Consider the following 22,119-nt stretch of genomic DNA (forward strand, 5'->3'; position numbering starts at 1 on the left):
AGCAAAGCTGCCGCCCGCCCTTCAAGCAGCCGCCGCGAGGGGGCGCGCCGTCAGGCGCGACGGGGGTGGGTCAGCTCTGGCAGTCGGCAGGCGTGCGCCGGTCGATCTTCTTCTCGGCCGCGTACTTGTCGGCGGCGGCCTTGATCATCGGCTTGATGATGGCGTCGTCGCTCTGGTACCAGTCGGAGGTGAAGTTCCACTTCTTGCCGTCCCAGGTGTGCACACGCGCCCAGGTCGCGCCGCGGTGGTCGGCGCAGCTGGTGCTGATGGGCCGCATCACGCCGGCGAATCCCAGCGCGTCGAGCTTCTTCTGGTCCAGCGCCAGGTTCTCGTAGCCCCAGCGCGCCTGCTCGCCGGTCATGACCTTGCCCTTGCCGAAGCGTTCCTGCGCGCGCTTGACGCCTTCCACGGCCAGCATCGCCGCGGTCAGGCCGCGCATGTACAGCACCTGGCCGACCTCTTCCTTCGGACCCGTGCCCTGGCCCTTCGCGTGCAGCGTGGCCAGCACGTCCTTGACGATCTTGCTGTCGGGCTCGGCACCGTGCTGCAGCGCCAGGCCGTTGTAGCCCTTGGCGCCGTCGCCCACGTCCTTCACGTCGGGTTCGGCCGCGGCCCACCACACGCCGTACATCTTCTCGCGCGGGAAGCCGGTGGCCTGCGCTTCCTTCAGCGCGGTGCTGTTCATCACGCCCCAGCCCCACAGCAGCACGTAGTCGGGGCGCTGCTGGCGGATCTGCAGCCAGGCCGCCTTCTGCTCCACGCCCGGGTGCGTCACCGGGATCTGCATCAGCTGGAAGTCGTGCATCTTGCTGCGCTCGACCAGCAGCGGGATCGGCTCCTTGCCGAACGGGCTGTCGTGGTAGACCAGCGCGATCTTCTTGCCCTTGAGCTTGTCCCAGCCGCCGTCCTTCTTGGCGATGTGCTGCAGCAGGATGTCGGCCGCGTCCCAGTAGGTGCCGGTGAGCGGGAAGTTCCACTTGAACACCATGCCGTCGGTGCTCTCGCTGCGGCCGTAGCCGCCGGTGATCAACGGGATCTTGTCGCCGGGCGCCTTCTCGGTGAGCGCGAAGGTGATGCCGGTGGACAGCGGCTGGAACACCGTGGCGCCGCCGTTCTTGCCCTTCAGGCGCTCGTAGCACTCGACGCCGCGGTCGGTGGCGTAGCCGGTCTCGCACTCCTCGAAGCTGACCTTGACGCCGTTGATGCCGCCCTTGGCGTTGACCAGCTTGAGGTAGTCCACGTAGCCGTTGGCGAACGGCACGCCGTTGGGCGCGTAGGCGCCGGTGCGGTACACCAGCACCGGGAAGAACTGCTCCTTGGCCTGGGCCAGGGCATGGCCTGCCGTGCCCAGCAGGGCAGCCGCGGCGAGGGTGATCGATGCGAGTTTCATCATGGTCTGTCTCCTGACGGGGCTTGTTGCACTGCTCAATGCGGGAAAGGCCAAAGCCGCAGCTTCTCCTTGGCCGTGGACCACAGCCGAGCCAGCCCGTGCGGCTCGACGATGAGGAAGAAGACGATCAGCGCGCCGAAGATCATCAGCTCGGTGTGCGCCACCGCGGCGGTGCTGATCGTCACGCCGACCAGGCCGCCCAGCGCCGGCAGCGCCTGGTTCAGGAAGATCGGCAGCGTGACGATGAAGGCGGCGCCGAAGAAGCTGCCCATGATGGAGCCCAGGCCGCCGATGATGATCATGAACAGCAGCTGGAAGCTGCGGTCGATGCTGAAGGCGGCCGGCTCCCACGAGCCCAGGTGCACGAAGCCCCACAGCGCGCCGGCCACGCCGACGATGAAGCTGCTGACCGCAAACGCCGTGAGCTTGGCGTACACGGGCCGGATGCCGATGACGGCGGCCGCCACGTCCATGTCGCGGATGGCCATCCACTCGCGGCCGATGTGGCTGCGCACCAGATTCTTCGCCGCCAGCGCGAACACCGCCAGGATCGCCAGGCACAGCAGGTACTTCTGCACCGGCGTCTCGATCGCGATGCCGAACACGTTCAGGTTCGACACCGACACCGAACCCGAGGCCGTGTAGTTGGTGAACCACTTGACGCGCAGGAAGGCCCAGTCCCAGAAGAACTGCGCTGCCAGCGTGGCCACCGCCAGGTACAGCCCCTTGATGCGCAGGCTCGGGATGCCGAACAGCACGCCCACCACGGTGGCGCAGACGCCGCCCATCAGCAGCGACAGCAGCAGCGGCATGCCTTCGATGCGCACCTGGAAGTTGTAGGCCGCATAGGCGCCCACCGCCATGAAGGCGCCGGTGCCCAGGCTGATCTGCCCGCAGTAGCCGACCAGGATGTTCAGCCCCAGCGCGGCCAGCGACAGGATCAGGAACGGGATCAGGATGGCCCGGAACAGGTACTCGTCGGCCAGCAGCGGCACGCCGATGGCGGCGAACGCCAGCAGCAGCCCGATGGCCCAGCGGTCCTGCGCGATCGGGAAGATCTGCGCGTCGCTGCGGTAGCTGGTCTTGAACTGGCCGTTTTCGCGGTAGAGCATGGTTCAGACCCGATCGATGATCTTTTCGCCGAACAGCCCCTGCGGGCGCACCAGCAACACGAACAGCACCAGCACGTAGCCGAACCAGATCTCGATGCCGCCGCCGATGTGCGGGCCGAGGAACACCTCGGACAGCTTCTCTCCCACGCCCAGGATCAGGCCGCCGATGATGGCGCCCGGCACGCTGGTGAGGCCGCCGAGGATCACCACCGGCAGCGCCTTCAGCGCCAGCAGCGTCAGCGAGAACTGCACACCGAGCTTGCTGCCCCAGATGACCCCGGCCACCAGCGCCGCGAAGCCGGCCACGCTCCAGACGATGACCCACACGCGCGACAGCGGGATGCCGATGCTCTGCGCCGCCTGGTGGTCGTCGGCCACCGCGCGCAGCGCGCGGCCGGTGGAGGTGTACTGGAAGAAGGCCGACAAGCCGATCACCAGCGCCGCGGCGATGCCGGCCGCGTACAGGTCCTCCTTGTTCACGAGCAGCCCGCCTTCGAAGGTGCTCTCGAGCAGGAAGATCGGGTCCTTGGGCAGGCCGATGTCGATCTTGTAGATGTCGCTGCCGAACAGCGTCTGGCCGAAGCCGTCGAGGAAGTAGGCCACGCCCAGCGTGGCCATCAGCAGCGTCACGCCTTCCTGGTTCACCAGCTTGCCCAGCACCAGGCGCTCGATCAGGAAGGCCACCAGCACCATCAGCAGCATCGCGCCGCCGAAGGCCAGCAGGTTGGCGAGCAGCTTGTTGTCGAAGCCCATCAGCGCCGGGATCCATTCGGAGAAGCGCGCCATCGCCAGCGCCGCGAACAGCACCATCGCGCCCTGCGCGAAGTTGAAGACGCCGCTGGCCTTGAAGATGAGCACGAAGCCCAGGGCGACCAGCGAATACAGCATGCCCGACATCAGGCCGCCGAACAGGGTTTCCAGGAAGGGTCCCATCAGTGCGAAGTCCCCAGGTAGGCCGAGATGACATCCGGGTTGGCGCGCACCTCGTCGGGCGTGCCGTCGCCGATCTTCTTGCCGTAGTCGAGCACGACGACGCGGTCGGAGATGTCCATCACCACGCCCATGTCGTGCTCGATCAGCACGATGGTGGTGCCGTACTCGTCGTTGACGTCCAGGATGAAGCGGCTCATGTCCTGCTTCTCCTCCACGTTCATGCCCGCCATCGGCTCGTCGAGCAAGAGCACCTGCGGCTCCATGGCGAGCGCGCGGCCCAGGTCCACGCGCTTCTGCAGGCCGTAGGGCAGCCGGCCCACGGGCGTCTTGCGGTAGGCCTGGATCTCGAGGAAGTCGATGATCCTCTCCACCACCTCGCGGTGCGCGGTCTCCTCGCGCTCGGCCGCGCCCCAGCGGATCGCCTGCTGGAAGATGTTGCTCTTCATGCGCAGGTTGCGGCCCGACATGATGTTGTCGATGACGCTCATGCCCTTGAACAGCGCCAGGTTCTGGAACGTGCGCGCCACGCCCATCTCGGCCACCTGGCGGCTGTTCATGTGGCTGAACTTCTGCCCGCGGAAGGTGATGCTGCCTTCCTGCGGTGCGTAGACGCCGTTGATGCAGTTCAGCATGCTGCTCTTGCCGGCGCCGTTCGGGCCGATGATGGCGCGCACCTCGTGCTCGCGCACGTCGAAGCTGATGTCGGTGAGCGCCTTCACGCCGCCGAAGCGCAGGCTGATGCTCTGCACGTCGAGGATGACCTCGCCGATCTTGCGCTGGGCCATGGTCAGGCAGCCTTCCGCAGGGTGGGGAACACCTTGGCGTCCACGATCTTCAGCGTCGCGCTGACGCTGCCGCTGCGGCCGTCCTCGAACTTCACCGCGGTCTCGATGAACTGCTCGTTCCTGCCGCCGTACAGCGCGTCCACCAGCACCTTGTACTTGTCGCCGATGGCGCCGCGGCGCACCTTGCGCGTGCGCGTGAGCTCGCCGTCGTCGGCGTCGAGCTCCTTGTGCAGGATCAGGAAGCGGCTGATCTGGCTGCCCGCCAGCAGCGTGTCGTGCGCGAGGTCGGCGTTGACCTTCTCCACGCACTCGCGCACCAGCTGCAGCACCTCGGGCTTGGCCGCCAGGTCGGTGTAGCCGGCGTAGGGCAGGTTGCGGCGCTCGGCCCAGTTGCCCACCGCCTCGAAGTCGATGTTGATGAAGGCGCAGACCTTCTCGCGCTTGTCGCCGAAGGCCACCGCCTCCTTGATGTGCGGGAAGAACTTCAGCTTGTTCTCGACGTACTTGGGCGCGAACATCGCGCCGTCGTTCGGCCCGTCCATCAGGCGGCCCACGTCCTTGGCGCGGTCGATGATCTTCAGGTGCCCGCCGCTGTCGATGAAGCCGGCGTCGCCGGTGTGGTACCAGCCGTCGGCCGTCAGCACCTCGGCGGTGGCGGCCGGGTTCTTGTAGTACTCCTTCAGCAGGCCCGGGCTCTTCACGAGCACCTCGCCGCTGTCGGCCAGGCGGATCTCGACGCCCTCGATCGGCACGCCCACGGTGTCGGCGCGCGCCTCGTGGTCGGGCTGCAGGCACACGAACACCGCGGTCTCGGTGCTGCCGTACAGCTGCTTCAGGTTGATGCCGATGCTGCGGTAGAAGGTGAACAGGTCGGGGCCGATGGCCTCGCCGGCCGTGTAGGCCACGCGCACGCGGCTGAAGCCCAGCGTATTGCGCAGCGGGCCGTAGACGCACAGGTTGCCGAGTGCGTACTTCAGGCGGTCGAGCGTGGCCACCGGTTGCCCGTCCATGATGGCCGGGCCGACGCGGCGGGCCAGCGCCATCGCCGCCTGGTACATCCAGCGCTTGATGCGCGAGGCGTCCTCCATGCGGATCGTCACGCTGGTCAGCAGGCCCTCGAACACCCGCGGCGGCGCGAAGTAGTAGGTGGGGCCGATCTCCTTCAGGTCGATCATCACCGTGGCCGCGCTCTCGGGGCAGTTCACCACGTAGCCGCAGGCCAGCCACTGCGCGTAGCTGAAGATGTTCTGGCCGATCCACGCCAGCGGCATGTAGGCCAGCACCTCCTCGTCGGCGGTCAGCTTGTCGAAGCTCTTGCCGGCGTTGGCGCGGTCGAGCAGCGTGAAGTGCGTGTGCACCACGCCCTTCGGGTTGCCGGTGGTGCCCGAGGTGAAGAACATCGCCGCCACGTCCTCGGGGCGGCCGGCCTGCACCTCCTGGTCGAAGAAGCCCGGGTGCGCGCGGTCCCAGGCGCTGCCGGCGGCGATCAGCGCGTCCAGCGCGGCCAGGCCCGGTTCGTCGTAGTGGCGCAGGCCACGGGGGTCGTCGTACCAGATGCGCGCGATCTGCGGGCAGGGCGTGCGCAGCTCCAGCAGCTTGTCGACCTGCTCCTGGTCCTCGACGATCGCGAACGCGACCTCGGCGTTGTTGATCGGGAACACGTACTCGGTGCTCGCGGCGTCCTGGTACAGCGGCACCGGCACGGCGCCCAGGCTCTGCGCGGCCAGCATCGCGGCGTACAGGCGCGGGCGGTTCTCGCCGACCACGACCAGGTGGTCGCCGCGGCGCAGGCCGGCTTCGGCCAGGCCGCAGGCGAGATGGCGCACCAGCTGCGCCAGGTCGCCCCAGCACAGCGTCTGCCAGATGCCATACACCTTCTCGCGCAGCGCGGGTGCCTGCGGGCGGGCCTGTGCATGCTGCAGCAGCAGGCGGGGGAAGGTCGTCTGCACGCTTTGTCTCCTGGTGCTTGCCTTTCGGTCATTCTGTGGCGATGTTTGACGCCGTGTTGTCGTTCTGACGACAATCCTAGGGTCGATACCACCGGGTGTTTCCCGCAAACCATGGCCTTCCACGCCCCCCAGGCACCCGGCAGCGCCCTGGCCGCGCGCACGCGTGCGGCCACGCGCGAGGACCTGCAGAGCATCGTCTGGCTCGACCGCCTCGACGCCGGCGAGCGCGAGCGCATCGTGGCCGACCTGCGGGTGGTGAGCTTCGAGCCGGGCGAACTGGTGTGCCGGGTCGGCCGACCGGTGACGTACTGGTTCGGGCTCATCGACGGGCTGCTGAAGATGAGCAACGACAGCGCGATGGGCATGCCGATGACCTTCACCGGCGTGCCGCCCGGCGGCTGGTTCGGCGAAGGCACGGTGCTCAAGCGCGAGAGCTACCGCTACAACATCCAGGCGCTGCGCAGGAGCGTGGTCGCCGGCATCTCGGTCGACAGCTTCCACTGGCTGCTGGACCACAGCATCGGCTTCAACCGCTTCATCACGACGCAGCTGAACGAACGCCTGGGGCAGTTCATCGCCGCGCGCGAGATCGACCGCATGACGCGCCCCGACGAGCGTGTGGCGCGCAGCCTGGCGGCGCTGTTCCACCCGCTGCTGTACCCGGGCGTGGGCGAGCTGCTGCGCATCACGCAGCAGGAGCTGGGCTACCTGGTGGGGCTGTCGCGCCAGCGCGTGAACGAGGCGCTGCGCGTGCTCCAGGCGGCGCAGGTGATCCGCATCGAGTACGGCGGAGTGCGCGTGCTCGACCTCGACGCGCTGCGCCGCTACCGGGCGCCGTAGCCGCTCAGCGGGTGCGGCGGCGTGCCGCGGCGCCCACCAGCCCCAGGCCGGCGAGCAGCATCGCCACGGTGGCGGGCTCGGGCACGGCGCTGACCTGCAGCGCGCTGATCCCGAGCGTGGAGACACCGTTGAAGTCGCCGGTGTCGACCACGCCCAGCGACAGCGCCACCGTGCCGCCGCTGCTGCTGGTGAAGCTGAACAGGTTGTCGGCGCCGCCCGGCGCGGCCGTGGTGGCCAGCGTGAACAGCGTGTCGTTCACGACCACGAAGGCGTGGTCCAGGAAGTCGGTCTCGACGCCGCCGAACTGCCAGCGGAAGCTGAGCGTCTGCCCCGCCAGCAGCTCGAAGCTGGCCTGCGCCAGCGAGCCCTCGGTGGCTTCCTCGCCGCCCAGGTCCAGCGCCGTGAAGGGCAGGCCGGCGGCGGCCGTGAGCATGAAGAAGTCGGCGGCGCTGCTGCCCGAGAGATTGCCGGCCTGGTCTCCGGCACCGTCGAGGTAGGCGGTGGTCAGCGTGATGGCGCCCGACTGCGCGACGACGTCGCCGACGACGTCCCAGCCGGCCAGGCTGCCGGTGGTCTGTGCGAACGCGCCGCCGCTGGCCAGGCACAGCGTGGTGGCCAGTGCGGCGGTCAACGGGGCGGCGGCGCGGCGGAAGGAGGACAGGTGCATGGCGTTCTTTCGCAGGGGAAGCAAGGCGGCGCTCAGCGCACCAGCAGGTCGCGGGGGCCGACCAGGCTGGCCGGGCTCAGGTTGCGCAGCGTCAGCAGGGTGCGGAACGTGGCACCGCCGGCCGGGCCGTTGCTGTCGATCTGCACGTTGGTGTGGCCGCCCAGCGCGGGCATGAAGCGCACCCAGCCTTCGGCCACGGCGTCGGTGCCGGCGTAGCCGAGTGCCGCCAGCAGCGTGCGCAGGTCGACCAGATCGCGGCCGGGCACGAAGTCGAGCACCGTGTCGCCGGCATCGCGCATCGAGGTGTAGGCGAACAGGTTGGTGCCGCCGTTGCCGCTGAGGATGTCGGCGCCCGCGCCGCCGACGACGATGTCGTCGCCGGGCGTGCCGGCGATGACGTCGCGCGCCGCCGTGCCGGTGAACGTCTTGTAGATGTTCAGGCCCACCAGCACCGGGTCGTGGTCCGACGACCGGTACGGCGTGGCCGCATAGGGGTCGGGCGCGCAGCCGCTGCAGGCCGGCTGCTTGAACTCGAGGTTGTAGTCGTTGGCCACCTGCTCGTCGGCGTTCACGTGCCAGCTGGCCGCGCCCACCACCTTGGGCGACAGCGTCGCGGTGGTGATGGCGTGGTCGAGCCGGCCCACGGTGCCGTCGAACACGTAGGTGTAGGCCACCGGGTTGTAGCGCGCGAGCTGGTCGACGTAGCCGTTGCCGGTGAGCTCGAAGATCGGGTCCTCCTGGCCGTAGGCGTTCATGTCGCCGACCAGCAGCACGTCGTTGCTGCCGCTGCTGGACTGCAGCTGCGCCACGAAGGTGCGCAGCTGCTGCGCCTGCTGCAGCCGCAGCGCGTTCCAGCAGCCCTGGCCGTCGCCGCTGTCGATGTTGCCCGGCGCATCGGGGTCGCCGGCCGCGGGACAGCTGCCCTTGCTCTTCAGGTGGTTCACCACCAGCGTGACACGCTCGCCGTTGGCGGCGGCGAAGGTCTGCGCCAGCGTCGGGCGGCTGTTCACAGGGGCGGTGTCGCTGACCGCGGCGCCCACGCGCGACAGGCGCGCGGGCTTGTAGATCATCGCCACCTTGATGGCGTCGGTGCCGGTGCCGGCGGCCGGGTCGGGCACGACGGCGTAGGTGCCGGCGCCGAGCACGGCGTTCAGGCCGTCGACCAGGTTCTGCGCCGCCACGGCGCCGTTGTTCTGGATCTCCATCAGGCCCACGGCGTCGGCGTCGATGGCCGTCAGCGCCGCCACGATCTTGGCGCGCTGGCGGTTGAACTCGGTGATGTTGCTGGCGCCGCGGCAGTTGCCGGCGCTGGTGCTGCCGCCTTGCGCGCAGCCCTGGCCGCTCAGGCCATCGGCGGTGGTGCCGTTGGTGAAGGTGGTGAAGTAGTTCAGCACGTTCATCGCCGCCAGCTTCATGTTGCCGCCAGGGACGGGCGGCGTGGCGGGGCGTGCGTTGGTGCTGCTGAACAGCGGTGCGACCGTGGGGTGCACGCGGTACAGGCCGAGGCCGGCATTGCTGGCGGTGGCGAGACCGAAGTCGACGACGCCGGTCACGCTGCCCACGCTGTCGCCGCCGCGCGGCAGGCCGTCGGCGCCCAGGTAGGGCGTGGGGTTGCGGTTCTGTGCCGTGCTGCCGTCGTCGAGCAGGATGCGGCTGCGCGCGTGTTCGGCCGCCAGCGCCTGCGCCTGCGGGCCGGGGCGGAACCTGTTGGTCGGGTTCTCCTGGCGGCCCACGCCCAGCGTGAGCTGGCCGTAACGCGCCTGGAAGAAGTTCTGCTGCACCGTCAGCGGGCCGCTCAGCGTGACGAGCATGCCCTCGAAGCGCTCGAAGCTGTCGCCCTCGGCCAGCGGCAGCGCCACCAGCGTGGGCGTGACGCCGTAGCCCGTGCCCAGCACCGTGACGGCGGCGACGCTGGTGATCTCGGTCAGCGGCTGGCTGGCCGTGCTGGCGTTGCTGGCGGCGCCGGTGTTGAACTCCACCAGCGTGCCGGCCACGCGCACCAGGCTGCCCACCGCCGGTGCGAACGAGGTGCTGAAGACGAACAGGCCGTCGGAGGTGGCCGGGTTGCCGTCGCCGGTGAGGTCCTGCAGGAAGAAGCCGTTGCTGTTGAGCTTGGTCACCACGCCGACCGTGGTGACGGCCTGGTTGACGAAGCTGCTGGCCGTGCCGCTGCCCTGCAGCGTGTAGATGGGCGTGTCGGCGGCCAGGGCCAGCGTCTGCAGGCCCGCGAGGGCCAGCGCCAGCGCCGCGCTGCGGAGGGGAAAGGATCGTTGCATGGTGTTCTTGGTGGCTTTCGTGTCTGCAGCGCAGGCGGGGCGTTGCCGATCAGCCGCGGCGGCGGCGGGCCATGAAGCCGACGGCGGCCAGTCCGGCGAGCAGCATCGCGTAGCTGCTGGGTTCGGGCACGGCGCTGATGACGTCGCCGCTGATCGTCACCATGTCGAAGCGCCAGGTGCCCGAGGTGCCGTAGTTGCTGCCGATGGCCGAGCTTTCGTAGCTGCCGCCGGGCCCGAAGGTGGCGACGACGCGGAAGGTCAGCGTGTCGGCGTCGTCGGCGCCGGGAATGCCGGACAGGTCGACGGAGCGCGCGAAGAACGGCGTCGAGCCCGACGGGTTCACGGTGGTGAAGGTGCCGAGCGACAGGAAGTTCAGGCCGTCCACCGAGACCTGCACCAGTTCGCTGCCGGGCGCGGTGTTGCTGTGGCGCATGTCGTACGAGAAGCCGATGTTCTCGTAGCCGGCCGTGCTGACGGTGAACGACGCGCCGCGCGTGGCGTCGGCCGTGCCCTGTGCGGCGAAGGTGCTGATCGACCAGCCAGTGCCGGGTTGGACCGGATCGGAGGAGCCGGCACCGGAATTGAAGCCCGAAGTGGTGGTGCCGCCCACCAGCGCGGCGGTGCCCGTGCCGAGGTCGACGACGAGGTTGTTGTCGTTGAAGTTCCACTGGGCCAGCGTCACGGCATGGGCCGGCAGTGCCAGTGCCAGCAGCGCGGCCGAGGCAAACAAGGGTTTCGACACGGGTTCTCTCCTGAAGGTGTGAGTGCTTCTAACGGGGCAGATGGTGTTGCCCGGCGGCACGAGGCCACGGCCCGCGCAGGGTAGGCTGGAAGCATGAATCGTGCGTGACGGTGTCCGGCGCCCGGCAATGCCACCCCCCGAGACGCGGGGGAGGGTCGCCCCCTACACTGTTCCGCCACGCTTCCCGCAACGACTCCGACACCACGCCGATGCACGCAATCCGCACTCTCGCCGCCGGCCTGGCCCTGGGCTGGCTGCTGGCCGCCGCGCCCGCCACGGCCCAGCCCCGCCCCCCGATGCCGGAGGGCCTGACCGAGGTCACCAGCGTCGAAGGCATCACCGAGTACCGGCTCGCCAACGGTCTGCAGCTTCTGCTGGTGCCCGACGCCGCCAAGCCCACGACCACCGTGAACCTGACCTACCGCGTCGGCTCGCGCCACGAGAACTACGGCGAGACCGGCATGGCCCACCTGCTGGAGCACCTGCTGTTCAAGGGCACGCCCACGCACCGCAACCTGCTGGGCGAGTTCAGCAAGCGCGGCCTGCGTGCCAACGGCACGACCTGGTACGACCGCACCAACTACTTCGCCAGCTTCTCGGCCAGCGACGACAACCTGCGCTGGTACCTGGGCTGGCTGGCCGACGGCATGGTCAACAGCTTCATCGCCAGGAGCGACCTCGACACCGAGATGACCGTCGTGCGCAACGAGATGGAGCGCGGCGAGAACAGCCCCGGCCGCGTGCTGCTGCAGCAGACCATGGCTGCGATGTACACGTGGCACAACTACGGCAAGAGCACCATCGGCGCGCGCAGCGATGTCGAGAACGTCGACATCCCGCGCCTGCAGGCCTTCTACCGCGAGTACTACCAGCCCGACAACGCCACGCTCATCGTCAGCGGCCGCTTCGACCCTGCCAAGACGCTGGCCTGGGCGGTGCAGGCCTTCGGCCCGCTGCCCAGGCCGCAGCGCGTGCTGGTGCCCACCACCACGCTGGACCCGCCGCAGGACGGCGAGCGCAGCGTCACCGTGCGCCGGGCCGGCGGCGCGCCGCAGCTGTACGTGGCCTACCACGTGCCGGCCGCGGCCAGCGCCGACTACGCCGCTGCCGAACTGCTGGTGTCCATCCTCGGCAACGCGCCCGCGGGTCGGCTGCACAAGCGCCTGGTCGAGGGCCGGCTGGCGGCGCAGACCTTCGGCTTCGGCTTCGGCCTGGCCGAGCCCGGGCCGGTGTTCCTGGGTGCCTCGCTGGCGCCCGGGCAGGACGTCGAGCAGGCCCGCACCGCGCTGCTGGCGACGCTGGATGCGCTGGCCGCCGAGCCCGTCACCGCCGAGGAACTGCGGCGCGCGAAGACGCAGTGGCTCAACGACTGGGAGCAGGGCTTCACCGACCCCGAGACGGTGGGCGTGCAGCTCAGCGAGGCCATCGCGCGCGGTGACTGGCGGCTGTACTTCCTGCAGCGCGACCAGGTGCAGGCGCTGACGCAGGCCGACCTGCAGCGCGTGGCCGACGCCTACCTGCGGCCGGACAACCGCACCGTCGGCCTGTACCTGCCCACGGCCACGCCGCAGCGCGCGCCGGCGCCGGTGCGCGCGGACGTCGCGGCACTCGTCAAGGACTATCGCGGCAACGCTGCCGCGGCGCAGGCCGAGGCCTTCGAGGCCACGCCCGCCAACCTGGACGCGCGCACGCGCCGCAGCCGCCTGGCCAGCGGCCTGCAGGTGGCACTGCTGCCCAAGGGCACGCGCGGCGGCGCCGTGCAGGCGCGGCTGCGGCTGCGCTACGGCGACGTCGACAGCCTGCGCGGGCTGGCCACCGTGAGCGTGCTGGCCGGCAGCCTGGTCGACAAGGGCGGCGCCGGCCTGACGCGGCAGCAGATCAGCGACGGCTTCGACGGCTGGCGTGCGCAGGTGGGCTTCGGCGCCGACGCGCAGGGCGTCACGGTGAGCATCAGCACCACGCGCGAGCACCTGCCCCGGGTGATCGAACGCGTGGGTGCGCTGCTGCAGGCCCCGGCCTTCCCGGCCGACGCGCTGGAGGAACTGCGCCGGCAGTGGCTGGCCGCCATCGAGCGCCAGCGCACCGAGCCCGACGCGCTGATCGCCAACCAGCTGCAGCGCCACGGCAACCCCTACCCGCGCGGCGACCTGCGCCACGCGCCCACCTTCGACGACATGGTGCAGGACGTGAACGCCGTGCTGCCGGCCCAGCTGCAGGCCTTCCACCGCCGCTTCTACAGCGCCGCGCACGGCGAGTTCGCCGCCGTCGGCGACATGGACCCGGCCGCCGTGCAGCAGGCGCTGGACCATGCCTTCGGCAGCTGGCGCCAGCCCGCGGCCGGCGCGCTGCCCTACGTGCGGGCGCCGCAGCCGCTGGTGGCGGTGCCGCCGCAGCGCTTCGTGCTGCGCACGCCCGACAAGCAGAACGCCAACCTGCGCGCCGAGCTGGCCCTGGCGCTCAACGACAGCCACGCCGACTACCCGGCGCTGCTGATGGCCAACTACCTGTTCGGCCTGTCGGAGTCGTCGCGGCTGTGGACCCGCATCCGCGAGAAGGACGGCCTCAGCTACGACGTGCGCTCGGTCGTCGACTGGAACCGGGTCGAGCCGGCCTCGCGCTGGATCGTCACGGCCATCTTCGCGCCGCAGAACCGCGCCCGCGTCGAGACGGCGCTGAACGAGGAACTGGCACGCGCGCTGCGCGAGGGCTTCGGCGCTGCCGAGCTGGACGCGGCGCGCGCCGGCCTGCTGAACCTGCTGCGGCTGTCGCGCGCGCAGGACGACGCGGTGGCCGGGCAGCTGGTGCAGCACCTGGACCTGGGGCGCACGTTCGCCTTCGCGCAGAAGCTCGACGACGCGCTGGCGGCGCTGACCGCCGAGCAGGTGAGTGCGGCCTTCCGCCGCCACATCGACGCCGCGCGCTGGTCCATCGCCTGGGGCGGCGACTTCCCGGCGCCCTGAGGCCCGGCGCCGCACTGCCGCGGCGTCAGGGCGCCGTGATGAACGCGCGCAGCACCGCGAACGCCGCCACGGGGTCGTCACGCCACGCACCGTGGCCGACGTTCGCGAAGCGGTGGAACCGCATCCACTGCGGCGGCAGTGCGCCGGCGATGTCCAGCGCGTCTTCCAGCGGGCACACCGGGTCGGCGTCGCCGGCCAGCACCAGCACCGGGCACTGCGCGTGCGCCAGCCCCGGCAGCAGGTCCATCGTCTGCTGCTCGCCGCCGGCCGAGGTGAACAGGATGTCCTCGTTGTAGATCGTGCGCTGCCCGGCCTCGGCCGGCTGCGGCTGCGTGTTGTAGTGCTGCTTGCAGACCGCGTTGTACGGGCCCCAGGTCGCGGCGCAGGGCCGGGTCCAGAAGGCCTCGGCCACGCGCCGGGCCTCGGCGCCGCCGAGCCGCTCGAACATCGCCAGCTTGCGCGGCAGCGCCATGTGCGGGCTGGTGCTCGACAGCACCACCTTGGCCGGGTGCGCCGGGTGGCGCGCGATGTAGCGCTGCGCGACGAAGCCGCCGAAGCTCTGGCCGAGCACGATGGGCTTGACGATGCCCAGCGCGTCGCACAGCCGCACCACGTCGTCGGCGAAGGTGTCCAGCGTCCATTCGGCGGCCGGGCGGCGGTCGCTGCGGCCGTGGCCGCGGTGGTCGACGTAGACGATCTGCGCCACGTCGGCCAGCGCCGAGAACGCCGGCTTGAAGCCCGAGTGGTCGTAGCCCGGGCCGCCGTGCAGCAGCAGCAGCGTCGGCTTCTCGCGCAGCGCGGGGCCATCGGGCACCAGCGACGGGCCTTCGACGTCGACGAACAGGCGCACGCCGGGTGCGATCTCGATGCGCATGGTGCGGGCCTTCCCTGCCGGCGGCGTCAGCGCGCGGCTTCGTTGCTGACGCCGGCCGCGACATGGCCCGACGGCACGTGGCCGGCGGCGCTCTCGACGTGGCGGGTCTGGTCGTCGAAGAAGAAGTCGGGTTCGAACTCGCGCAGGAATTCGCCCTTGGACAGGCCGCCGAGGAACATCGCCTCGTCGACCTCGATCTGCCAGTCCATCAGCGTGCGGATCGCGCGCTCGTGCGCCGGTGCGCTGCGCGCGGTGACGAGCGCAGTGCGCACGCGCATGCCCTGGCCCGGCGTGCGCTGCAGCCGGTGCAGCGCCTGCAGCAGCGGCTTGAACGGGCCCGGCGCCAGCGGCGTGGCCACGTGCTCGCGCTCGTGGTGCTGGAAGGCATGCAGCCCGTCGCGCTGGAAGACGCGTTCGGCCTCGTCGGAAAACAGCACCGCGTCGCCGTCGAAGGCGATGCGCACCTCGTGCGGGTGCGCGCTGCCGGCGTGGCGGCTGTGCGGGAACACGCGTGCGGCAGGCACGCCGGCCTCCAGCGCCTGCCGCACGTCGGCTTCGTTGGTGCTGAGGAACAGGTTGGCCGCCAGCGGCCGCAGGTAGCGCCAGGGCGGCTCGCCGCGCGTGAACACGCCGCGCTCCACCGGCAGCCCGTAGTGCTGCGCCGAGCGGAACACGCGCATGCCCGAGACCGGGTCGTTGCGCGAGAGGATCACCACCTCCACGTGCGCGGCGTCACCGGCGGCGTTGAAGGCCAGCAGCTTGTTCACCAGCGAGAAGGCCACGCCGGGACGCGCCGGCTGCTCCAGCCGCTGCAGCTGCAGCTGCATGTACGCGCGGTCGTCGGCCGCCTCGAAGACGCGGTTCTCTTCCTCGAAGTCGAACAGCGCCCGCGAGGAGATGGCCACGACCAGTCGGCCGTCCAGCGAGGTGGGCATGCGATCCATGATAACGAGCGGCCGCGTGGGGATGCTGCGGGGGCGCGGCACAATCCGCCGGCGCTGCGCGCACCTCGCACCTGCCGCTGACTGGAGACCACCGATGCCCCGTTCGATGCTGCCCGCCCTGATCGCCTTGCTGCTGGTGCCGCTGGCAGGCCCCGCCTGGTCGGGCAAGGCGCACGAGCACGGCGTGGCCCGGCTCGACGTGGCGGTGGAGCCGGCGCGCATCAGCTTCCTGCTCGATCTGCCGCTGGACGGCCTGGTCGGCTTCGAGCGCGCCCCGCGCACCGATGCCGAGCGCGCCGCGGTCGAGGCCGCGCTGGCCCGGCTGCGCGACGCCGCGGCGCTGTTCCGCGTCGACAGCGCGGCCGGCTGCGTGCCCGGACGCGTGGCGCTGGTGGCTCCGGTGCTGGGCCTGGGCGCCCCGGCTGCGCCGGAACAGGACGGCCACGCCGACCTGGAAGCGAGCGTCGAGTTCAGCTGCAAGGACACGGCGCGGGCGGGCTTCGTCGAGGTCGGCCTGTTCGAGGCCTTCTCCCGCCTCAAGCGCGTGGACGTGCAGGCGGCGACGCGGCGCGGCCAGATGAAGGCGACGCTGAAGCGGCCCACGACCCGCCTGCCGCTGGCGCGTTGAAGCCGCCGGCATGATCGAGGTCCGCGACCTGCGTTTCCGCTGGCCCCGCGCCGCCGCCGACTGCGTGCAGATCGCGCAGCTCGACGTCGCGGCCGGGCAGGCGGTCTTCCTGCACGGACCCAGCGGCTGCGGCAAGAGCACGCTGCTGGGCCTGCTGGCCGGCGTGCTGCTGCCGCAGGCCGGCCAGGTGCGCGTGCTCGGGCAGGACTGGGCGGCGCTGGGCGCGGCCCGCCGCGATGCCGCGCGCGCCGACCACGTGGGCTACATCTTCCAGCAGTTCAACCTGCTGCCCTACCTGAGCGTGCTCGACAACGTGCTGCTGCCGTGCCGCTTCTCGGCGCTGCGCCGCAGCCGCGCGCCGGCCGGCAGCGCCGAGCGCCTGCTGCAGCGCGTGGCGCTGCCGAGCGCGCTGTGGCGGCGGCCGGCGGCGGCGCTGTCGGTGGGCCAGCAGCAGCGCGTGGCGGCGGCGCGGGCGCTGATCGGCGCGCCCGAGCTCGTGATCGCCGACGAGCCCACCTCGGCGCTCGACGCCGCGCTGCGCGACGGCTTCATGGACCTGCTGCTGGGCGCCACGCGCGAACACGGCAGCACGCTGGTCTTCGTCAGCCACGACGAGCGCCTGGCGGCGCGCTTCGACAGCCGGCTGTCGCTGCCGGACATCAACCGGGCGCCCCGCGACACGGCCGACGGTCTCCAGGAGCCGTCGGCATGAAGGCGCTGTTCTCGATCGCCTGGCGCAGCGCCTGGAACCGGCGCGGCACGCTGGTGCTGGTGGCGCTGTCGATCGCGCTGGCGACGCTGCTGCTGCTGAGCCTGGAGCGCATGCGCAGCGACATCCGCAGCAGCTTCTCGCAGGCCGTCAGCGGCACCGACCTGGTGGTCGGTGCGCGCACGGGGCCGGTGCAGCTGATGCTTTACGCGGTGTTCCGCATCGGCGGCGCCACCAACAACGTGCAGATGGCCAGCATCGAGGCCATCGGCCGCCACCCGGCGGTGGCCTGGGTGCTGCCGATCGCGCTCGGCGATTCGCACCGCGGCCACCCGGTGCTGGGCACCACCACCGACTACTTCGCGCGCTTCCTGTACGGCGACCGCCAGCCGCTGGCGCTGGCCCAGGGCCGCGCCTTCGCCGGCACGCTGGACGGGCTGTACGAGGCGGTGCTGGGCGCCGAGGTGGCCGCCGCGCTGGGCTACCGGCTGGGTGACCGCATCACGCTCACGCACGGGGCCGGCGGCGTCGGTGGCGCGCTGGCCAGCGAGCACGCCGACAAGCCCTTCACCGTGGTCGGCGTGCTCGCGCGCACCGGCACGCCGGTGGACCGCACGGTGCACGTGAGCCTGCAGGCCATCGAGGCGATCCACCTCGACTTCGCCGGCGGCGCGCCGCTGCCCGGCCTGCGCATCGCGCCCGAGCAGGCGCGCAAGTTCGACCTCGACCCGAAGCAGGTGACGGCGGCGCTGGTGGGGCTGAAGAGCCGCGTCGCGGTGTTCCGCGTGCAGCGCTTCGTGGCCGAGTACGAGGCCGAGCCGCTGCTGGCCGTGCTGCCCGGCGTGGCGCTGGACGAGCTGTGGGAGGTGATCGGCGTCGGCGAACGCGCGCTGCTGGCGATGTCGGGCCTGGTCGCGGTGGTCAGCCTGGCGGGGCTGGTGGCGGTGGTGCTGGCGGGGCTGAACGAACGCCGGCGCGAGCTGGCCGTGCTGCGTGCGGTGGGTGCCGGCCCGCGCCACGTGCTGCTGCTGCTGGCCACCGAAGGCGCGCTGGTCACGCTGGCGGGTGCCCTGGCCGGTGCGCTGGCCGCGGCGCTGGCGGTGCTGCTGGCCGGGCCCTGGGTGCAGGCGCGCTTCGGCATCGGCCTGCAGCTGTCGGCGCCGACGCTGGTGCAATGGGGACTTCTGACCGCCGTGCTGGCCGCGGGTATGCTTGCCAGCCTCGTGCCGGGATGGCGTGCGTACCGCCTGTCGCTGGCCGACGGCCTGTCCCCACGCAGCTAACCCCAGAAGCGATCCCCATGCGCCAGACCTCCGTGTTCGCCATCGCTCTCGCCCGCCTGCTCGTCGTCGCCGTCGGCGCGGCCTGCGGCGCGGCGCTCGCCCAGCCCAGGGACGGCGTGCCGGTGCCGGGCCCGGCGCTGGGCGGCTCCAAGCCGGCGGCCGCCGCAGCCGGCAAGGCGGCGGCCTTCAAGACCATCTCGTGGGACGAACTCGTGCCCAAGGACTGGGACCCGATGAAGGAGTTCAAGGGCCTGGACCTGAACAGCATGGTCGACGGCGACCCGCGTGCCAACGCGATGATGAAGCGGCTGCGCGAGGTGTGGGACAACGCGCCCACCAATCCGGCGTTCACCGGCCAGGCCGTGCGCATCCCGGGCTTCGTGGTGCCGCTGGAAGAGACACCCGAAGGCGTCAAGGAATTCCTGCTGGTGCCGTACTTCGGCGCCTGCGTGCACAGCCCGCCGCCGCCGGCCAACCAGATCATCCACGTGCTGCCCAAGAGCGCGGCCAGGATCCGCTCGATGGACGCGGTGTGGATCAGCGGCACGCTGGCCACCACCAAGACCGACTCGTACATGGGCGCCAGCAGCTACCGCATCGAGGCGGTGGCGGTCGAGCCCTACGCCGAGAAGCCGCGGTGAGACGCATCGCAACGCGGGCGGGGTGCGCTTGAAGGCCGCCGACCTCACGCGCCACCTGCTGTCGGTGCTGGTGCTGGGCCTGCTGATCGGCGGCTCGCTGTGGATCCTGCGCCCCTTCCTGGGCTCCACCATCTGGGCCACGATGGTCGTCGTCACCACCTGGCCGCTGCTGCTGCGCGTGCAGGAGCGGCTGGGCGGGCGGCGCTGGGCCGCGGTGACGGTGATGACGCTGGCGCTGCTGCTGCTGTTCGCGGTGCCGCTGACGCTGACGCTGGTGACGCTGGCCGACAACGCCGAGCTGATCGTCGGCTGGGCCCGCGCCGTCACCGAGATGCGCGTGCCGGCCACCGCGCCGGCCTGGCTGGCGGGCCTGCCGTTGATCGGCGAGCGCCTGGTGGCGCTGTGGGAGCAGACCGTCGCGGCCGGCCTCGAAGGGCTGCTGCCGCGGCTGCAGCCCTACGCCGGCGGCATCACGCGCTGGTTCGTGGCCGAGGTCGGCAGTGTTGGCGTGGTGCTGCTGCAGTTCCTGATGACGGTGGCGCTGGCGGCCGTGATGTACGCCTATGGCGAGGCCGCCGGGCGCCAGGTGCGGCGCTTCGCGCGCCGCCTGGGCGGCGCGCGCGGCGAGGGCGCGGTGGCGCTGGCGCGCGACGCGATCCGCGGTGTCGCGCTGGGCGTGGGCGTCACGGCCGTGGTGCAGGCGGTGCTGGGCGGGCTCGGGCTCGTGATCGCCGGCATCCCGTTTGCCGGCCTGCTGACGGCGCTGATGTTCATGCTCTGCATCGCGCAGGTGGGCGCGGTGCCGGTGCTGCTGCCGGCGGCCATCTGGACGCTGTGGAACGGCGACACCGGCTGGGGCGTGTTCCTCGTCGTGTGGTCGGTGGTGGTGGGCACGCTGGACAACTTCATCCGCCCGGTGCTGATCCGCCTCGGCGCCGACCTGCCGCTGCTGCTGATCTTCGTCGGCGTCATCGGCGGGCTGTTCGCCTTCGGCCTGGTCGGCATCTTCGTCGGCCCGGTGGTGCTGGCGGTGGCCTACACGCTGTTCGAGAGCTGGATCGAGGAAGAGCCCGACAGCGGCGAAGACGGCAGCGTGTGACCGCCGCGCGCCCAGATGCCGCTCGTCAGGGCGTGCCGATGAAGAGGTAGGCGTTGGTGGCGCCCTGCGTGGAGTGCCCCACGCCCAGGTAGACCGGGCCGATCGGCGTCTCGCCGCCCAGGTACACGGTGCTCGAGTTGAGCCAGCCGCGGCGGTTGACCTCGGTGTAGCGCGTGCCCAGCTTGCCGGCCTCGAGCGCCAGGCCCAGGCGCATGTCGCCGCGCAGGCCCAGCGGCAGCCGGCCGATGATGTGTTCGCCGCGCACGTGGCCGTAGCGCACGTCGTCGCCCAGCAGCTGCCCGCTGGCAAACGCCGACAGGTTCAGGAAGCCGCCCAGCGAGCCCGGGTCGTTCAGCGGCAGCCGGCCGCGCGGCGACGTCGTCAGCGCCACGCGCGAGGCCAGCACCCAGGGGCCCAGCTGCCGCGCCGCACGGCCTTCGAGCGTGAGCTTGCCGTAGTCCTGCGTCGCGGATTCGAACCAGCCCGCCCGCAGCGACCAGCCGCGGTTGGGGAAGTACAGGCCGTTGCGCTGGTCCAGCTCCAGCTCGGCCAGCCAGCCGCGGTCGCGCACCGAGAAGTCGGGCAGCTGCGGCTCGCCGGTGTCGCGCCGGGCCTTGTAGTGCAGGCTGCGCCAGCCCACGCGCGCCTGGCCCAGCAGGCCCAGGTTGCTGCCCAGCAGCAGATCGGTGTTGCCGCTGCCGATGCTGTATTCGGCGACGCGGTTGTCGTCGAGGAAGATGTCCAGCCGGCTGCGCCGGTAGCCCGCCACGACCTCGACGAAGAAGCGCTGGCGCGCATCGAGCGGCTGGTAGAACTCGATGCCGGCGCCGGTGTTGCTGCCGATCTCGCCGCCCACCAGCAGCTCGCCCCCCAGGCGGTTCAGCCAGGTCTTCTGGTAGGCCGCGCGCAGCGCGTAGCTCGACCCCTGGCTGAGGTTGGAGTTCAGGTTCACGGCCAGGCGCAGGAAGTCCGGGCCCCAGGGCTTCTCGAGCGGCATGATGCGCAGCACGTTGCGGCCGTGCTGCGTGAGCAGCGTGTAGTCCACGCCTTCGAACCAGCCGTCGCCGTAGGCGCGCAGCAAGTCGCGGTTCAGCGCCGTGGTGTCCAGCGGTTCGCCGGTGCGCTGCTGCAGGTGGCGGCCCACCACCTCCGGGTTCACGCGCGACAGCCCGGTGATCTCGATGGCGTCGACGCGCCGTTCCTGCGGCCGGTGGTCGGCCAGGCGGCGGCGCCACGCGGCGTAGGCGGCCTCGGGCACCGACAGCCGCTGCAGCGCGGCGGTGGCGGCTTCGGCGGCTGCCCGCCCGCGGTCGGCGGCCTCGGCGTGGCGGGCGAAGTCGCCGGCCGTGATCGGCCCCAGGTCGGGCTGCAGGTAGACGTCGTTGGGCGTCAGCGTGGCCAGCGACTGCGCGACGTTCTGCTCGGTCAGCAGCGCCACGACCTGGGCGGTGACGGTGAGCAGTCCGGTCACGTCCTCGGCCTTCAGCAGCGGCGAGCCGACGTTGACGGCGATCACGACCTCGGCGCCGCAGCGTTCGCGCACCTCGCGCACCGGCACGTTGTCCACCAGCCCGCCGTCGACCAGCTTGCGCTCGCCCACCTGCAGCGGGGCCAGCAGGCCGGGCACCGACATGCTCGCGCGCATGGCCTGCGTGAGGCTGCCGTCGCGGAAGACCACGCGCTGGCCGGTGCCGATGTCGGTGGCGATGATGGACAGCGGCAACGGCAGCTGCGCGATGTCGCGCTCGCCCGCGTCGGCGCGCACCAGCTGGTTGAAGAACAGCTTGATCTTCTGCCCCGCCACCACGCCCGGCGGCGCCACCAGGCCGCGGCTGGTGATGCCGCTCTCGCTGCCCGGCAGGAAGCGCTGCGACAGGCGCTTGGCGCGCACGCTCTGCTCGGTGAAGTCGGGGTTGTCGAGGAACATGTCGTTCCAGTCGGCGGCCTGCAGCTCGCGGCGCATGTCGGCCGGGCTCAGGCCGGCCGCCCAGGCGCCGGCCACCAGCGCGCCCATGCTGGTGCCGGCCACGCAGTCCACCGGCACGCGCAGGCGGTCCAGCACCTCCAGCACGCCGATGTGCGCCGCGCCCCGCGCCCCGCCGCCGCCGAGCACCAGGCCGACCTTGGGCCGATCGGCCGCCGCGGGCAGCGCTGCCAGCAGCAGGCTGGCGGCGAGCAGGGTGGTGGTGCGGCGGCGGGCGTCGGGCAGGCGCAGGTCGGGCATGGCACCGATTCTGGCGCCGGCGCCGGGGTGTGTACCTCTCAAGTCGTGCACGGGCGCTGCCGA

General features: G+C 71.4%; 18 protein-coding genes. 7 read left to right on the plus strand and 11 right to left on the minus strand.

Annotation, left to right across the window (positions count from 1 at the left end):
* Positions 1–70 precede the first annotated feature (70 nt).
* From ACPOLB_RS18810 to ACPOLB_RS18830, 5 genes are read right to left on the minus strand one after another with little or no spacing between them, the layout of a single operon-like run.
* Positions 71–1,390 (minus strand): ABC transporter substrate-binding protein, encoded by a 1,320-nt coding sequence (locus tag ACPOLB_RS18810; protein WP_425261947.1) that lies wholly within the window; start codon positions 1,388–1,390, stop codon positions 71–73.
* 35 nt (positions 1,391–1,425) lie between these two features.
* Entirely contained in the window at positions 1,426–2,502 is a 1,077-nt protein-coding gene (locus tag ACPOLB_RS18815; protein WP_425257552.1) for a branched-chain amino acid ABC transporter permease, read from the minus strand.
* A 3-nt stretch (positions 2,503–2,505) separates the two neighbouring features.
* Complete coding sequence (locus tag ACPOLB_RS18820; RefSeq protein WP_425257553.1) at positions 2,506–3,435, minus strand: branched-chain amino acid ABC transporter permease; 930 nt, start codon at positions 3,433–3,435, stop codon at positions 2,506–2,508.
* Positions 3,435–4,220, minus strand: a complete 786-nt coding sequence (locus ACPOLB_RS18825) for an ABC transporter ATP-binding protein (RefSeq protein WP_425257554.1) — start codon at positions 4,218–4,220, stop codon at positions 3,435–3,437. Before ACPOLB_RS18825 ends, ACPOLB_RS18820 begins: the two co-directional genes overlap by 1 nt.
* 2 nt (positions 4,221–4,222) lie before the next feature.
* Complete coding sequence (locus ACPOLB_RS18830; protein ID WP_425257555.1) at positions 4,223–6,169, minus strand: AMP-binding protein; 1,947 nt, start codon at positions 6,167–6,169, stop codon at positions 4,223–4,225.
* A gap of 111 nt (positions 6,170–6,280) precedes the next feature.
* On the opposite strand from ACPOLB_RS18830, the gene ACPOLB_RS18835 reads away from it, so the two are divergent.
* Positions 6,281–7,009, plus strand: coding sequence for a Crp/Fnr family transcriptional regulator (locus ACPOLB_RS18835; protein WP_425257556.1), 729 nt, complete (start codon positions 6,281–6,283; stop codon positions 7,007–7,009).
* A 4-nt stretch (positions 7,010–7,013) separates the two neighbouring features.
* Here ACPOLB_RS18835 and ACPOLB_RS18840 read toward each other — a convergent pair whose 3' ends face one another.
* The 3 genes from ACPOLB_RS18840 to ACPOLB_RS18850 are packed head-to-tail and all read right to left on the minus strand — an operon-like array spanning position 7,014 to position 10,694.
* On the minus strand, positions 7,014–7,676 hold the full coding sequence (locus ACPOLB_RS18840; protein ID WP_425257557.1) for a PEPxxWA-CTERM sorting domain-containing protein: 663 nt from the start codon (positions 7,674–7,676) through the stop codon (positions 7,014–7,016).
* 32 nt (positions 7,677–7,708) lie between these two features.
* Positions 7,709–9,952, minus strand: a complete 2,244-nt coding sequence (locus ACPOLB_RS18845; protein ID WP_425257558.1) for an ExeM/NucH family extracellular endonuclease — start codon at positions 9,950–9,952, stop codon at positions 7,709–7,711.
* 49 nt (positions 9,953–10,001) lie between these two features.
* Complete coding sequence (locus ACPOLB_RS18850) at positions 10,002–10,694, minus strand: PEP-CTERM sorting domain-containing protein (RefSeq protein ID WP_425257560.1); 693 nt, start codon at positions 10,692–10,694, stop codon at positions 10,002–10,004.
* A gap of 209 nt (positions 10,695–10,903) precedes the next feature.
* Between ACPOLB_RS18850 and ACPOLB_RS18855 the strand changes: the two genes are divergently transcribed.
* On the plus strand, positions 10,904–13,654 hold the full coding sequence (locus ACPOLB_RS18855; protein ID WP_425257562.1) for a M16 family metallopeptidase: 2,751 nt from the start codon (positions 10,904–10,906) through the stop codon (positions 13,652–13,654).
* 25 nt (positions 13,655–13,679) lie between these two features.
* On the opposite strand, the gene ACPOLB_RS18860 is transcribed toward ACPOLB_RS18855, so the two are convergent.
* Together ACPOLB_RS18860 and ACPOLB_RS18865 are read right to left on the minus strand one after the other, a co-directional pair.
* The gene (locus ACPOLB_RS18860; RefSeq protein WP_425257563.1) at positions 13,680–14,528 is read right to left on the minus strand and encodes an alpha/beta fold hydrolase; all 849 of its coding nucleotides are present in this window, start codon (positions 14,526–14,528) and stop codon (positions 13,680–13,682) included.
* Between the two features lie 26 nt (positions 14,529–14,554).
* Positions 14,555–15,463: a 5'-nucleotidase gene (locus ACPOLB_RS18865; RefSeq protein WP_425257564.1), complete on the minus strand. Its 909-nt coding sequence runs from the start codon at positions 15,461–15,463 to the stop codon at positions 14,555–14,557.
* Between the two features lie 103 nt (positions 15,464–15,566).
* Between ACPOLB_RS18865 and ACPOLB_RS18870 the strand changes: the two genes are divergently transcribed.
* Genes ACPOLB_RS18870 through ydiK form a run of 5 tightly spaced genes read left to right on the plus strand, consistent with a single transcriptional unit; the run spans position 15,567 to position 19,832 of the window.
* The gene (locus tag ACPOLB_RS18870; protein ID WP_425257565.1) at positions 15,567–16,100 is read left to right on the plus strand and encodes a ZrgA family zinc uptake protein; all 534 of its coding nucleotides are present in this window, start codon (positions 15,567–15,569) and stop codon (positions 16,098–16,100) included.
* A 10-nt stretch (positions 16,101–16,110) separates the two neighbouring features.
* On the plus strand, positions 16,111–16,812 hold the full coding sequence (locus ACPOLB_RS18875; RefSeq protein WP_425257566.1) for an ATP-binding cassette domain-containing protein: 702 nt from the start codon (positions 16,111–16,113) through the stop codon (positions 16,810–16,812).
* Complete coding sequence (locus ACPOLB_RS18880; protein ID WP_425257568.1) at positions 16,809–18,092, plus strand: ABC transporter permease; 1,284 nt, start codon at positions 16,809–16,811, stop codon at positions 18,090–18,092. The genes ACPOLB_RS18875 and ACPOLB_RS18880 overlap by 4 nt, the downstream gene beginning before the upstream one ends.
* Before the next feature lie 17 nt (positions 18,093–18,109).
* Positions 18,110–18,733, plus strand: a complete 624-nt coding sequence (locus tag ACPOLB_RS18885) for a DUF3299 domain-containing protein (protein ID WP_425257569.1) — start codon at positions 18,110–18,112, stop codon at positions 18,731–18,733.
* Positions 18,734–18,761: 28 nt separating this feature from the next.
* Positions 18,762–19,832 (plus strand): AI-2E family transporter YdiK, encoded by a 1,071-nt coding sequence (gene ydiK, locus ACPOLB_RS18890; protein ID WP_425257570.1) that lies wholly within the window; start codon positions 18,762–18,764, stop codon positions 19,830–19,832.
* Positions 19,833–19,857: 25 nt separating this feature from the next.
* Here the strand turns inward: ydiK and ACPOLB_RS18895 are convergent, their stop codons facing one another.
* Positions 19,858–22,056 carry a patatin-like phospholipase family protein gene (locus ACPOLB_RS18895; protein ID WP_425257571.1) on the minus strand — a complete coding sequence of 733 codons (2,199 nt, stop codon included), beginning with the start codon at positions 22,054–22,056 and terminating at the stop codon, positions 19,858–19,860.
* Positions 22,057–22,119: the final 63 nt, after the last annotated feature.

This window comes from Rubrivivax soli, from assembly GCF_049810355.1.
In the GTDB taxonomy this organism is placed as follows: Bacteria; Pseudomonadota; Gammaproteobacteria; order Burkholderiales; family Burkholderiaceae_C; genus Rubrivivax.